The sequence below is a fragment of the Saccharopolyspora elongata genome (genome assembly GCF_004348985.1).
Lineage (GTDB): Bacteria > Actinomycetota > Actinomycetes > Mycobacteriales > Pseudonocardiaceae > Saccharopolyspora > Saccharopolyspora elongata.
This window is the reverse complement of the sequence record NZ_SMKW01000028.1, coordinates 81,962-97,572: the sequence shown is the minus strand read 5'-3', so window position 1 is coordinate 97,572 and position 15,611 is coordinate 81,962. Positions and strand designations below refer to the sequence as shown.

Genomic DNA, 15,611 nt, shown 5'->3' with positions numbered 1-15,611 from the left:
TGGTTCCCGGGGGCTAGCGCCCGCTACTCTCGAATGCCTTCTGCACCAGGCTTTCCACGTCCATGGCGTCGATGTCCGCCGCGGGCTCCGCGGCGGGTCGGCCGCCATGCGGCGGGATGTCGGTCGGCTCGCCGAAGAACTTCCGGTGCAGGAGGACGGCGACCTTGGCGGGCGTCGGGTGGTCGAAGACGAGGGTCGTGGCCAGCGGCAGGTCCGTGGCGGCGGTGATCCGGTTGCGGAGTTCGACGGCGGTCAGCGAGTCGAAGCCGAGGTCCAGGAACGGCCGGTCCTCGGGCACGTCGTCCCGGCCGGCGTGCCCGAGCACGCCCGCCACCTGATCCCGCACCAGGTCCAGCAGCGCCTCCAGCTGCTGCGTCTCCGACATCCCGGCCAGCCGCCGGTGCAGCGGCTCGGCAGCGGAACGTTGTGCCCGCTGTCGCGGGAGGAACTCGGTCAGCAGCGGCGGCACGGGGTTTGTGCGGGCGTAGGCGCGCAGGGTCGTCGCATCGAGGTGCAGGGGGAGTAGGTGCGTGCTGGGAGTCCGGCAGGCCTCGTCGAACAGCCGGAGGCCGTCGTCGGGTTGCAGCGGAACGATGCCGGCCTGGGTCATCCTCGCGAGGTTGACCTCGCTCAGGTCGGTGGACATGCCGCTGGAGACCTGCCACGGCCCCCAGGCCAGGGCGTGCGCGGGCAAACCGAGATCGCCCCGGTGCTGGGCGAGGGCGTCGAGGAACGCGTTCGCCGCTGCGTAGTTCGCCTGCCCCGGGTTGCCGAAGATCGCCACGGCGGAGGAGAACAGGACGAACACGTCCGGTTCGTGCCGCCGCGTGGCCTCGTGCAGGTTCCACGCCGCGGTGACCTTGGGGGCCAGCACTGCCGCCAGGTCGTCGGGCCGGAGGGCGTGCACCGGGGCGTCCCGCAGGACGCCGGCGGTGTGGATGACACCGGTCAGCGGGTGCTCATCGGGAATGCCGTCGAGCAACCCGGCCAGGGCCGCCGGATCGGTGAGGTCGCAGGCGGCGATCTCGGCCTCGGCGCCGAGCGCGGCCAGGTCGGCGAGGAGCCGCTCGGCGCCGGAGGCTGCCGGTCCCTGGCGGCTGACCAGCAGCAGCGGCCCCCGGTGCGCCGCCGCTAGGTGACGGGCTACGAGGCTGCCCAGCGCGCCGGTGCCGCCGGTGATGAGCACGGTGCCGTCCGGGTCGAGTCCGCGCGCGGAGCCGTCGTCGGTCGGCTCGGTGGGCGCCAGGCGCTGGGCGAACAGCTCCCCGTCCCGGAGTGCGACCTGCTGTTCCCCGTGGTGCAGCGCGGTTGCGACGGCCCGGCCGATGGTTTCGGGTGCCGCATCCGGATCGTCGACGTCCATCAGCACGATCCGGTCGGGATGCTCGGTCTGCGCGGGGCGCAGCAGCCCCCACAGCGGCGCGGTGCCGAGGTCCGGCGCTTCGCCGGGGTGGACGGTGACCGCGTTGCGGGTGAGCAGCACGAGCCGCGACCCGGATTCCTGGCCCAGCCAGGCCTGCACGAGGTCGAGGAGCTGCTGGGTCCGCCGGCCCACGAGCGCCGGGATGTCGGCGTCCGGATCCGGGTGATCGCGCTGATCGATCACGACGATGTCGTTGTCGGGCAACGGGTCCTGCCCGGACGCGATCCAGCCCAGGTCCACCGCCTCGGCCTGCTGAGCGAGGGGCCGCCAGACGAGCCGGAACAGGCGGTCGGGGGCGGCCGGGCCCGAGGTGAGGGCCTTCAGGTCGAGCCGCACGGCCCCCACCGGAAGACCGGACTCGTCCACGACGTCGAGCTGCACCTCGGTCGGGCCGTCGTAGCGCCACGCGGCTCGCAAGCCCGCAGTTCCGGCCTGATGGGCTTCGCCGTCGGCGATCTCGTCGTAGAAGTCCTGGAGATCGACCGGAGCGATGTCCGCCGCGGCGGGAGTGGCGCTGCGGAGGCGGCCGGATGCGTGCAGGGTCCAATCGCCGTCCCCGCAGCGTGAGTGGAGGGTCAGCGCGACGTTGTCGTCGTCGCCTGGCGTGGTGACCAGCTGTAGCACGGTGCGGTCCTGGGAATATCCATTGTGGATGGTCAACTCGTCGAGCAGGTGCCCTAGCCGGTTGGCTGCGTGCAGCGCCATGTCGAGAACGGCGGTGCCAGTCAGCGGCGCGTCTTGCGCGATCTGGCCCGTGAAGATGACCTGGCCGGTCTGCGGCACGTCGATGCGCGCGCTGAGCAGCGGATGGCCGGTGCTCTCGAAGCCCAGATCTTCGGCGCGGCTCGACTGCTGCGGCGTCGCCCAGAAGTCCCGCCGCTGGAAGGGGTAGGTGGGCAGGTCGAGGGTTCGGGCAGGGGTGAGGACCGCAGTCCAGTCGGGGCTGAGTCCGGTGGTGTGCGCGTAGGTGATGGAGGTGAGGTACGCGGTGGTGTCGTCGGTGCCGGGTTCGAGGGTGGCGTGGCCCGGTGTGTCGTGGGTGGTTCGGGCGAGGGTGGTGAGGGTGGTGTCGGGCCCGATTTCGAGGTGGTGGGTGATGGTGTGGTGTCGGTGGAGCCACGCGAGGGCGGGTGCGAAGCGGACGGCTTGGCGAACTTGGCGTGCCCAGTAGGCCGGGGTGGTGATGTCATCGGTGGGGGTTCCGGTGACGGTGGAGATGATCGGGATCTTCGGCGGGTGGAAGGCCAGGCCGTGGGCGGTCCGTTCCATTTCGGCGATCAGCGGCTCGCAGTGGGGTGAGTGGAAGGCCCTGCTGGTGTGCAGGTTCCGGACGGTGCGCCCCTGGTTCCGCCAGTGCTCGGTGATGGCCCGCACTGGTGCGGGGTCGCCGGAGATCACTGTGGACCGCGGACTGTTGATGGCGGCGATGGAAACGCCGCTTTGCACATCGAGGAGTTCGGGATGTGCTTCGGTGAGTTCTTGCTCGCCTGCGTTGATCCCGGCCATGACGCCGTGTGCGGGGAGGTTCTGCATCAGCCGGGCGCGTGCGGCCAGCAGGCGTGCGGCGTCGGGCAACGTGAACACTCCGGCGAGGTGGGCGGCGGTGAGTTCGCCGATGGAGTGGCCGATGAGGTAGTCCGGGGTGATGCCGTGGTGTTCGAGCAGCCGGAACAATGCCACCTGCAGCACGAACAGTGCGGGTTGTGCGACGAGTGTCTGGTGAACCTCGTTGTCCTGGCCGCGGAACACGATGTCGGTGAGCGGCCGGTCCAGTCCCAGCAGCGGGTCCAGGTGTGCGCAGGCTTCGTCCCAGGCTTGCGCGAAGACCGGGTACGCCTCGTACAGGCCGTGTCCCATGCCGGGCCGCTGGCTGCCCTGCCCGGACAACAACATGGCCACAGCGGGCTCGTCTACCGCGATACCCCGTGCTACGCCGGGGTGTTCTCCTGAATGAGCCAGGTTCTTCAGACCTGCCACCAGTTCCTCGTGGTCGCTGCCGAAGACCGCGGCGCGGTGCGCGAAGGCGGTCCGCGCGGTGGCCAGCGACCACGCCACCTCGGCGGGCGACCAGTCCGGGTTCTCCATAAGCCGGGAGTGCAGTTGTTCCGCTTGTGCTTCAAGGGCTTCCGGAGTCTTCGCGGAGACGACCCACGGCACGAGCACGCCGCCAGGATCCGCGACCCCCGTGCGCTCTGCGGCCTGGGACGGCTGTTCGAGGATGACGTGTGCGTTGGTGCCGGAAACGCCGAAGGCGGACACGGCGGCGCGGCGAGGTCGGCCATTTTCCGGCCAGGGCTGGGGTTCGGTGAGCAGAGCGAGTGTGCCGCTGCTCCAGTCGATGTGCGGTGAGGGTTCGTCGGCGTGCAACGTTGCGGGCAGTTCTTCGTGGTTGAGCGCCTGCACCGTCTTGATGACGCCTGCGACGCCTGCGGCGGCCTGGGCGTGGCCGATGTTGGACTTCAACGACCCCAGCAGCAGGGGCTTCTCGGCGGTGTGGTGCCGGCCGTACGTCGCAAGCAGTGCTTGGGCTTCGATCGGATCGCCCAACGACGTCCCGGTGCCGTGCGCTTCGACGGCGTCGACATCGGCGGGGGTGAGCCCGGCATTGGCGAGCGCTTGCAGGATGACGCGTTCCTGCGACGGACCGTTGGGTGCGGTCAGGCCGTTGCTGGCGCCGTCCTGGTTCACCGCGCTGCCGCGAACCACCGCGAGCACGCGATGACCATTGCGTTCGGCGTCGGAGAGCCGTTCCAGCACCACCACCCCGACGCCCTCGGACCAGCTGGTGCCGTCCGCCGAGGCCGAAAACGCCTTGCAGCGCCCGTCCTGCGCCAGCCCGCGCTGGCGGCTGAACTCGATGAACACGTCCGGCGTGGCCATGATGCTGGCGCCTCCGGCGAGCGCCAGGCTCGACTCGCCGGAGCGCAGCGACTGGCACGCCAGGTGGATCGCCACCAGCGACGACGAGCACGCGGTGTCCACGGTCACCGCCGGGCCTTCCAGCCCCAGGATGTACGCGACGCGGCCCGACAGGACGCTGGCGGTGGTGCCGGTGCCGACGAACGGTTCCAGCTCGCCCGGCGTCGGCTTGCGCCGCAGCACCGCCGCGTAGTCCTGGCCGTTCGTTCCCGCGAAGACGCCGGTCGGCGTGCTCCGCAGCGTCGCCGGGTCGATTCCCGCGCGCTCCAATGCCTCCCAGGAGGTCTCCAGCAGCAGCCGCTGCTGCGGGTCCATCGCCAGCGCTTCCCGCGGGCTGATGCTGAAGAACTCCGGGTCGAACGCCGCCGCGTCGTGCAGGAATCCGCCGCTGCGGACGTAGGTCCTGCCGACGGCGTCCGGGTCGGGGTCGAAGATCCCGGCGAGGTCCCAGCCGCGGTTCGCCGGGAACGGTGTGATCGCGTCGGTCCCGGAGTCGACCAGGTCCCACAACCCCTCCGGCGAATCGACGCCGCCGGGCAACCGGCACGCCATGCCCACGATCGCGATGGCCTCGCCCGAGGCCGCCTGCGCGGCAACGGGTGCGGCGGCCGGCGCCTCGGGGGTGAGCCGGCCGAGGACGTGGTCGGCGAGGGCTGCGAGCGTCGGGTGGTCGAAGGCCAGCGTCGCCGACAACCGCAACCCGGTGCTCTTGGCGAGGCGGTTGCGCAACTGGACGGCGGTGAGAGATTCGAAGCCGAGCTCCTGCAGCGGCCGGCTCGCCGGGACCGCCGCCGGATCGGCATGCCCCAACACGGCGGCGACCTCGCCGCGCACCAGCTCCACCACGGCCCGGCGTCGTTCCTTCTCGGGAAGGCCGGTGATCCGCTCGCGCAGTGCGGCGTGCGGCTCGTCGGAGCTCGCGGCCGCGTCGTGGCCGGTTTCGGCGAGGCCGGCGAAGCAGCGGGACGCGTTCGACGCGACGAACCGGTTCCAGTCGACGTCCGCGACGGCGACGACGTGGTCGTCGTTGCCGATGGCCTGCCGCAACGAGGCGATGGCCAGCGCCGGGGACATCCCGAGCAGACCCCGCCGCCGGGCCGCCTCGGCGTTGTCCGAGTCGTCCCACGGACCCCACTCGACCGAGACCGCGCGCAGTCCGGCGGCCCTGCGCCGACGCACCAGCGCGTCGACCCAGGCGCTGGTCGCGGCCCCGGCCGCGTAGCCCTCGGCGCCCCAGGCGTCGGTCACGGCCGAGAGGACGACCAGCGTTTCGATCCGCCCGTTGACGAGCAGTTCGTCGAGTTGGGCGAGCTCGGCGATCGAGCGCCGCATCGCCGCTTCGACGTCCGCCGCGTCCGTGGTGGCCAGGAGCCCGGTGGCCGTTTCGCCGGGAACGATGTGGAACACGGTGCGCCCGGGGTCCGGGGTCGTGGCGATGCCGTGCTCGCCCAGCAGCTCGGTCAGGCGATCCACGCCGGGCGAAGCCCCGGTCAGCAGGACGGCTTCGTCGGGCTGCCAGGGGGATTCGGTCCTTGCGGGCACCCGGGCCAGCCGCGCGACGTGGGCGCCTGCCGACCGGATCGCGACCTGGTCCTCCGCGCGGTCGGCGAGGATCGCGGCGAGGGACGCGACGGCCCGGCGGTCGGGGCGGCGCGGCAGGTCGACCAGCCCGCCCCAGCGGTCCGGGTGTTCGAGCGCGATCACCCGGCCCAGGCCCCACAGCGCCGCGAGCTCGGCGTTGGGCGGCTCGTCGTGCACGTCGACTCCGACCGCGCCGCGCGTCAGGCACCACAACGGGGCCGTGATACCTGCGTCGCCGAGCGCCTGGACGAGCGTGATCGTGGCGGCGACCGTGCCGGACAGCGAGACGATGCCGGTCGGGGCTTCGTCCCGGAGGAGGTCGGCCAACTCGCTCCGGGAGGGCTGATCGTCGATCAGGATCGGATGCGACTCGGCCCCGGCCATGGCCTGCGCGACGGTGTCGAGCATGTCCCGGTCGGTGTCGGGTGCGCTGATGATCAGCCAATTCCCTTGCAGTGCAGTGGGATTCTCCGGCGCGGGGGTCGGGTGCCACTGGACCTCGTAGCGCCACGAGCTCAACTTGACCGAGTCGCGCCGACGGCGTCGCCACGCCGACAAGGCGGGCACGACGTCGTGCAGCGGGGCCTCGGGAGCGATGTCGAGGACCTTCGCGACCGCACCGGGGTCGTTGTCCTCCACGGCGGTCCAGAAACCGGCATCGGCGCCGGTCTCGGCGCCGCGGTCGTCCGGCGGGGCGAGCCAGAAGGACTGGCGCTGGAAGGCGTAGGTGGGCAGGTCGACGGTCCGGGTCGGGGTGAGGACCGCGGGCCAGTGCGGCGAGAGTCCGGTGGTGTGGGCGTGGGTGAGGGCGCCGAGGTAACCGGCGGCACCGTCGGCGCCAGGTTGCTGCGTGGGGAGGCTCGGCGTCTCGTCGTGGCTGGTCAGGGCATGGGTGGTGAGGGTGGCGTCGGGCCCTAGTTCCAGGTGGTGGGTGACGCTGTGGTTCTCGTGGAGCCAGGCGAGGGCGGGTGCGAAGCGCACGGGCTGGCGTACTTGGCGTGCCCAGTAGGCCGGGGTGGTGATGTCATCGGTGGTCGTCCCGGTGACGGTGGAGATGATCGGGATCTTCGGCGGGTGGTAGGTCAGCTGGTCGGCGGTGCGTTCCAGTTCGTCGAGGATCTGCTCGCAGTGGGGTGAGTGGAAGGCCCGGCTGGTGTGCAGTTCCTTGGCGGTGCGCCCCTGGTTTCGCCAGTGTTCGGCGATGGCGCGCACGGGATCGGGGTCGCCGGAGACGACGGTGGAGCGCGGGCCGTTGATCGCCGCGATCGAAACGCCGCTTCGCGCATCGAGGAGTTCGGGATGCGTCTCGATGAGTTCCTGCTCGCTGGCGCCGATGCCGGCCATGACGCCGTGTCCAGGGAGGCTTTGCATCAGGCGGGCTCGGGCGGCCAGCAGCGTTGCGGTGTCTGTCAGGGTCAGTACTCCGGCCAGGTGGACGGCGGTGAGTTCGCCGATGGAGTGGCCGATGAGGTAGTCGGGTCTGATCCCGTGGTGTTCGAGTAGCCGGAAAAGCGCGACCTGAAGTGCGAACAGCGCTGGCTGTGCGATCAGTGTGTCCGCCACTTCTTCGGGGTTGCCGTGGAAGACGATGTCGGTGAGCGGGCGGTCCAGTCCGAGCAGCGGGTCGAGGTGTGCGCATGCCTCGTCCCAGGCTTCGGCGAACACGGGGAACGCCTCGTGCAGGCCGCGTCCCATGCCTGGACGCTGGCTTCCTTGCCCGGACAACAGCATCGCCACGCCCGGATCGGCTGCTGCGACGCCTCTTGCCACGGACGCGCTTTCCCCGGCGCGGACGAGGGTTTCCAGTCCGGCCAGAAGCTCCTGGCGGTCATCTGCGAGAACGGCGGCGCGGTGTTCGAAGGTGGCCCGGGTGGTGGCCAGTGACCAGGCCACCTCGGCAGGCGTCCAGTCGTCCCGGTCGCGGAGCTGGTCGTGCAGCCGTTGTGCTTGCGCCGTCAGTGCTTCCGGTGTTCTCGCGGAGAACACCCACGGAACGATCGTCGTGAGAGGATCGTCCTTTGTGGACTCCTGTGGTGGTGCCTGTTCGAGGATGAGGTGTGCGTTGGTGCCGGAAACACCGAAGGAGGAGACGGCGGCGCGGCGCGGCTGGTCGGCCTCGGGCCAGGGCTGAGGTTCGGTGAGCAGCGCGAGTGCGCCGCTGCTCCAGTCGACGTGGGTCGAGGGCTCGTCGGCGTGGAGCGTGGCGGGCAGCTGGTCGTGGTGGAGGGCCTGGATCATCTTGATGACGCCTGCGACGCCGGCAGCTGCTTGGGTGTGGCCGATGTTGGATTTCAGCGATCCCAGCCACAAGGGGCGTTCCACGGTGTGGTGCTGGCCGTAGGTTGCCAGTAGTGCTTGGGCTTCAATGGGATCGCCCAGTGACGTTCCGGTGCCATGAGCCTCGACGGCGTCGACGTCGGCGGGCGTGAGTCCGGCGTTGTTGAGCGCTTCCAGGATGACGCGTTCCTGCGACGGCCCATTGGGTGCGGTAAGCCCGTTGCTCGCACCGTCCTGGTTGACGGCACTTCCCCTGATCACGGCAAGGATGCGATGGCCATTGCGCTGCGCGTCGGACAGCCGCTCCAGCACCACGACCCCGGCGCCTTCGGCCCAGCCGGTGCCGTCGGCGTCGGCGGAGAACGCCTTGCAGCGGCCGTCCTGCGCCAGCCCGCGCTGGCGGCTGAACTCGATGAACGGGGTGGGCGTGGCCATGACGCTGGCGCCCCCGGCCAGTGCCAAGCTCGACTCGCCGGACCGCAGCGATTGGCAGGCGAGGTGCATCGCCACCAGCGACGACGAGCACGCGGTGTCCACCGTGACCGCCGGGCCTTCCAGGCCGAAGGTGTAGGACACCCGGCCCGAGGCGATGCTGCCCGCGCTGCCGTTGCCGAGATAGCCCTCGAACTCCGGGAGCACCCGGCCGGCGAGCCGCCCCGCGTAATCCTGGTAGATCACGCCGGTGAACACCCCGGTCCGGCTACCCGGCAGCGACGCCGGGTTGATGCGCGCGTGTTCGAGCGCTTCCCACGAGGTTTCGAGCAGCAGCCGTTGCTGCGGGTCGATCGTCGCGGCTTCCCGGGGGCTGATGTCGAAGAACGCGGCGTCGAACTCGTCGGCCTCGTGCAGGAATCCGCCGCGCCGGGCATAGCTGGTGCCCGGGTTGTCGGGGGCGGAGCTGAAGAGCGTGGCGAGGTCCCAGCCTCGGTTGGTGGGGAAGCCGGTGATGGCGTCCGCGTTACCGGCGAGGAGCTGCCACAGCTCGTCCGGCGAGTGGACACCGCCGGGCAGGCGGCACGCCATGCCGACGATGGCGATGGGCTCGTCGGACGCCGAGGCACGAGCCGGGGTGGCGACCTGCTGCGCTCGGGGGAGGAGCCGCTGGTGGAGGTGGGCGGCGAGCGCTTCGGGCGTGGGGTGGTCGAAGGCCAGCGTGGTGGGCAGCCGCAGGCCGGTCGCCGCGGCGAGCCGGTTGCGCAGTTCGACCGAGGTGAGCGAATCGAACCCGAGGTCCAGGAACACGCGGCCGGCCGGAATCGGCTCGGCCCCGGAATGCCCGAGAACGGCGGCGGCCTCGCGCCGGACCACCTGCAGGAGGGCCTGCTCGCGCTGGTTCTCGTCGAGGCCGTCGAGGAGCTGTTCCAAGGTCCGGTTCGGACGCCGTTCGGCGGCCTGCCGAGGTTTGAGATCGCCGAGAATCGCCGGGGCGTTCCGAAGCCGCGACGTGTCGAGGCGCAGCGGGGCGAGGAACGGCGCCGGCCGCCTGCAGGCCGCGTCGAAAGCAGCCGCGCCGCCGTCCGGATCGAAGGGCAGGGCGCCGATGCCCGCCATGCGTTGTTGGTCGGCATGCGTGAGGTGCTGGGTCATGCCGTCGCTGGTGTTCCAGGGGCCCCAGGCCAGGGCGTGCGCGGGGAGTCCGTGGGTGTGGCGGTGTTGGGCGAGTGCGTCGAGGAAGGTGTTGGCGGCGGCGTAGTTGCCTTGGCCGGGGTTGCCGAAGATTCCTGCCGCTGACGAGTAGAGGACGAAGAAGGCTAGATCGTGGTGCCGCGTGGCGAGGTGGAGATTCCAGGCCGAGTTCACTTTGGATTCGACAACGGTGGACATCTGCTCCGCGGTGAGGGCGTGCAGCGGCGCGTCGCGGAGCACGCCGGCGGTGTGGACGACGCCGGTCAGCGGGCGTTCGGCGGGGATGCTGCTGATCAGTGCGGAGAGCTGGTGCGGGTCGGTGACGTCGCAGGTGGCGATGGTGACCCGGGAGCCGAGCTCGTCGCGCAGGGCGTCGGCGTTGGCCGCGGCCGAGCCGTGGCGGCTGGCCAGGAGGAGGTGGCAGTCGGGGTGTTGCGCGGCGAGGTGCCGGGCGAGAACGCTGCCCAGCGCGCCGGTGCCGCCGGTGATCAGGATGGTGCCACGCGGATCGGGCGCTGCGGGAACGGTGAGCACGAGCTTGCCGGTGTGCCGCGCGTTGGCGAGGTAGCGGAACGCCTCCGGGGCCTGCCGGATGTCCCACGCCGTGACCGGCAGCGCGGTGAGCCGTCCGCGCTCGAAGAGGCCGGTGAGATCGGCCAGCATGCCCTGCTGGTGAGCGGGATCGATCTCGGAGAGGTCGAAGGCGTGGAAGTGCAACCCGGGATGGTCGCCGGGGTCGCGGAGGTCGGTCTTGCCGAGCTCGATGAAGTGCCCGCCCTCGTTGAGCAGGCCCAGCGAGGCGTCGAGGAGTTCCCCGGTGAGCGAGTTCAGGACGACGTCGACCGAGGGGAACTGCGTCGCGAAGTCCTGAGTGCGCGACGAGGCGATGTGATCTGCGCGGATGCCGAGTTCGCGCAGGAGGGCCCACTTGGTGGGGTGTGCGGTGGCGTAGATGTCGGCGCCGCAGTCCTGGAGGAGCTGGACGGCGGCCATCCCGACCCCGCCCGCGGCGGCGTGCACCAGGACCTTCTGCCCGGGCTGGACGGTCGTGAGGTGGCGCAGGGCGTAGTAGGCGGTCAAGAACACCGCAGGCGTTGCGGCGGCCTGGGCGAAGCTCCACCCGTCGGGAATCGGCGCCAACAGCCGGTGGTCGGTGACCGCCAGCGGACCCATCGCGCCGGGCAGGACGCCCCACACCCGGTCGCCGACCCGCAGGCCGGGCACGTCGTCGGCGATCTCGGTGATCACCCCAGCGCCCTCGACGCCGAGCGGCGGAGTCCCGGGGTACATGCCGAGGGTGTTGAGGACGTCGCGGAAGTTCACGCCGACCGCCCGCACGGCGACCCGCACCTGCCCGGCCGCGAGAGGTGCCTGCGCCTCCGGGAACTCAGTGAGGAACAGGTTGTCGATGCTGCCCCGCTCGGACACGTCCAATCGCCAGGACATCGAGTCCGGGGCCGCCAGCTCGTTCCGCGCGTCGGCGCGGACCAGCCGGGGCACGAGCACGGCATCGCCGCGCACCGCGATCTGCGCCTCACCGTGCCGCAGAGCTGCATCGACGGTGCGCCGCAGCTCCTCGTCGTCGCCGGGGGAGTCGGTGTCGACGAGCACGAAGCGGTCGGGGTGCTCGTTCTGCGCCACCCGGAGCAGGCCCCACAGCGGCCCCGTGACCAGGTCCGGGACTTCGCCCGGCTGCACCGCCACCGCACCGCGGGTCACCAGCACCAGGCGCGTTCCGGCGAGGTGCGGCGCCTTCAGCCAAGCCTGCAGCTCCGCCACGACCCGCTGCGATACCTCGCCGACGAGCCGCGCGATGTCGTCATCGGCGGCGAGGCCGCGCTGGTCGAGCACCGCGATGTCCGGAGCCGGCTCGCCGGATGCCACGGCATCGCTCAGCGCGGCCACGCCCGAGTCGATCAGCGCCCAGCGCGACTGCGGTGCGTCGGTGTCGTCGAACGACTGCGGCACCCAGTCCAGGCGCAGCAGGCCGTTGTCCTCCGGTACCGCGTTCGACACCCGCCGAAGTGCGAGCGATTCGATGGTGGCGACCGGAAGCCCATCCTGGTCGGCCAGGTCGAGCTGGAACGCGTCGGCCCCGGAGTGCCGGAGGCGGACCCGGAGACCGGTCGTCGCGGAGCCGTGGATGCGCACGCCCGACCACGAGAAGACCAGGCGGGTTCGGCGGTCCTGCGAATCGCCCCCGATCAGCCCGGCGTGCTGCGCGGCGTCGAGGAGCGCGGGGTGGACCGCCCAACCGCCGGTGCTGTGATCGTCTGGTAGCGCGACCTCGGCGTAGATGTCATCGCCGTCCCGCCAGGCGGTGTGGAGCCCCTGGAAGGTCGGCCCGTAACCGAAACCGTGGTCGGCGAGGCGGTCGTAGAGGTCGCTGACGTCGACTGGCACCGCACCCGCGGGTGGCCAAGTGGCGAGGTCCACAGCGGTGGTGGACGAGTCCTCGGGAACGTCGACGAGCGTGCCGGTGGCGTGGCGCGTCCAGACCTCTTCTGCCCCGGGAGCGCGGGAGTAGAGCGCGACGGTTCGCCGACTGGCGTCCTCGGCGGCGATCGCCATGTGGAGCGCGACGTGCCCGTGGCCGGGGAGTTCGAGTGGTGTGTGGAGGGTGAGTTCGTCGACGGCGCAGCCGAGTTGTGCGGCGGCGTGGAGCGTCATGTCGAGGAACGCGGTCCCGGGGAGCAGGACGTTGCCTTGGACGGCGTGGTCGGCGAGCCAGGGGTGGGTGTCGAGCGAGATGCGTCCGGTGAGGGTGGTTTCGCCGGTGTGGGGCGTGGTGATCCGTGCGGTGAGCAGGGGATGGCCGGTGGTGGCCATGCCGAGCTGTTCCGGGCGTCCCGTCGCCGGCGGGTTGAGCCAGTACTTCTCGTGCTGGAACGCGTAAGTAGGCAGGTCGAGCGTCCGAGCCGGTGACAGGAGCGCGGCCCAGTCGGGGCTGAGTCCGGTGGTGTGGGCGTGGGCGAGTGCGGTGAGGTAGCTGGTGGCGTCGTCGGTGCCGGGGTTCAGCGTGGCGTGGCTGGGCGTGTCGTGAGTGGCACGCGCGAGGGCGGTGAGGGTGGCGTCGGGCCCCAGCTCGAGGTGGTGGGTGACGCCGCGGTGCTGGTGCAGCCAGGCGAGGGCGGGCGCGAAGCGGACGGCCTGGCGCACCTGACGGGCCCAGTAGGCCGGGGTCGTGATGTCGTCGGTGGGGCTTCCGGTGACGGTCGAGATGATCGGGATCTTCGGCGGGTGGAAGGTCAGCTCGCGGGCGGTCCGTTCGAGTTCGTCGAGCAGCGGCTCGCAGTGCGGAGAGTGGAAGGCGCGGCTGGTGTGGAGTTTCCGGACGGTGCGGCCCTGGCTCCGCCAGTGGTCGGCGATGGCCTGCACCGGATCTGGGTCGCCGGAGACCACTGTGGACTGTGGCCCATTGATCGCGGCGATGGAAACGCCGCTTCGCGCATCGAGGAGTTCGGGATGTGCCTCGGTGAGTTCTCGCTCGCTCGCGTTGATCCCGGTCATGACCCCGTGGGCGGGGAGGTTCTGCATCAGCTTGGCCCGTGCAGCCAGCAAGACGGCCGCGTCTGCCAGGGTGAACACACCGGCGAGGTGGGCGGCGGTGAGTTCGCCTACGGAGTGGCCGATGAGGTAGTCGGGCCTGATCCCGTGGTGTTCCAACAGCCGGAACAACGCCACCTGCAGCACGAACAGCGCGGGTTGCGCGACGAGCGTCTGCTCGACCTCGGCGGGCTGGCCGTGGAAGACGATGTCGGTGAGCGGCCGATCCAGTCCGAGCAGCGGGTCGAGGTGTGCGCAGGCTTCGTCCCAGTCTTGAGCGAAGACCGGGAACGCCTCGTACAAGCCGCGTCCCATGCCAGGCCGCTGGCTGCCCTGCCCGGACAACAACATGGCGATGCCCGGGTTGTCCACCGCAGCGCCGAGCGTCACCGCATCACTTGTCTCAGCACGGGCGATGGCTCCCAGCCCTGACAGCAATTCCTGCCGATCAGCGCCGATGATCGAGGCGCGGTGCGGGAAGTGGGTGCGGGTCGTGGCCAGCGACCGGGAGACCTCGGCAGGCGTCCACTCATCCCGGCCGCAGAGGTGAGCGTGCAAGCGTTCGGCCTGTGCTTCAAGGGCCTCTGGCGTTTTCGCCGAGATCACCCACGGCACCACTCCAGCGTCGGCGTCAGCCTCTCCTTCGACAGGTGCGGCGGCACCTTGGGGTGCCTGTTCGAGGATGAGGTGCGCGTTGGTGCCGGAGACGCCGAAGGACGAGACGGCGGCGCGGCGCGGGCGGTCGCCTTCAGGCCAGGGCCGGGATTCGGTGAGCAGCGCAAGACTGCCGCTGCTCCAGTCGATATGAGGTGAGGGTTCTGCGGCGTGGAGCGTGGCGGGCAGCTCTTCGTTGTTGAGCGCCTGAACTACTTTGATGACACCTGCGACGCCTGCGGCGGCCTGGGTGTGGCCGATGTTGGACTTCAGCGAGCCCAACCACAGCGGACGTTCGGCGCTGTGGTGCTTGCCGTAGGTCGCCAGGAGCGCTTGCGCTTCGATCGGGTCGCCGAGCGAGGTCCCGGTCCCATGGGCTTCGACGGCGTCGACGTCGGCAGGCGTCAGTCCGGCGTTGGTGAGCGCTTCCTGGATGACACGCACTTGCGACGGTCCGTTGGGTGCGGTGAGGCCGTTGCTGGCGCCGTCCTGGTTGACCGCGCTGCCGCGGATCACGGCGAGAACGCGGTGGTCGTTGCGCTGTGCGTCGGAGAGGCGTTCCAGCACGATGACGCCTGCGCCTTCGGCCCAGCCGGTGCCGTCGGCTTTGGCGGAGAACGCTTTGCAACGCCCGTCGGGGGAAAGTCCGCGTTGGCGGCTGAATTCGATGAAGATTCCGGGCGATGCCATGACGGTGACTCCGCCTGCCAGGGCGAGCGTCGATTCGCCGGAGCGCAGTGACTGGCAGGCGAGGTGCATCGCCACCAGGGAGGACGAGCAGGCGGTGTCCACGGTGACCGCCGGGCCCTCCAACCCGAGCGAGTAGGCGACCCGGCCGGACACCACGCTCAGCGCCTTGCCGGTGAGGAAGTAGCCCTCGAAACCCTCCAGCGGTTCGCGCAGCGGCGGGCCGTACTCCGGCAGCACCGTTCCCGCGAACACCCCGGTGCGGCTGCCGCGAAGACCGCCGGGGGCGATGCCGGCGTTCTCGACGGCCTCCCAAGAGGTCTCCAGCAGCAGACGCTGCTGCGGGTCCATCGCCGTCGCCTCGCGCGGGCTGATCCCGAAGAACGCGGCATCGAAAGCCGATGCGTCCCGGAGGAATCCGCCGTGCCGGACGTACGACTTCCCGGCCGCGTCCGCATCCGCGTCGTACAGCTCGTCCACGTCCCAGCCGCGATCGGCGGGGAACTCGGAGATCGCGTCGGTGCCGGTGCGAACCAGCTCCCAGAGCTCGTCCGGAGAGGTGACGCTGCCGGGGAAGCGGCATGCCATGCCCACGATCGCGATCGGCTCGGACGCCTCGTCCTCCGCTGCGCGCAGCCGGTTGCGCGTGTCGTGCAGCTCAGCGGTGACCCGAGCGAGCAGGTGTCGCATCTGATCGTCGGTGGTCATGCGCAGCAACCTCTTTCTGCCGGTCAGCTGATGCCGAGCTCGCGGTTGATGAATTCGACGAGGTCCTCGTTCGACGCGGATTCGAGCCGCGCGGCGACCCCGTCCGGCTGCGGAGCACCGGGCAGCCAGGAGTCGGCGATCGCCGCCAGCCGTCGCCTGTCCACTTCTGACATATCTTGCGCGGACAGCG

The 15,611-nt window shown here is 70.9% G+C and carries 1 protein-coding gene; it reads right to left on the bottom strand.

What is annotated here, in order from left to right:
- Nucleotides 1-13: 13 nt before the first annotated feature.
- A complete protein-coding gene (locus tag E1288_RS48880; RefSeq protein WP_235883713.1) occupies nucleotides 14-15,421 on the bottom strand; it encodes a type I polyketide synthase in 15,408 nt (5,135 codons plus the stop codon).
- Between the last annotated feature and the right edge of the window lie 190 nt (nucleotides 15,422-15,611).

Excerpts from the sequence above, each read along its gene's own strand:
- E1288_RS48880 (WP_235883713.1), bottom strand. The coding sequence starts at position 15,421 with ATGACCACCGACGATCAGATGCGACACCTGCTCGCTCGGGTCACCGCT.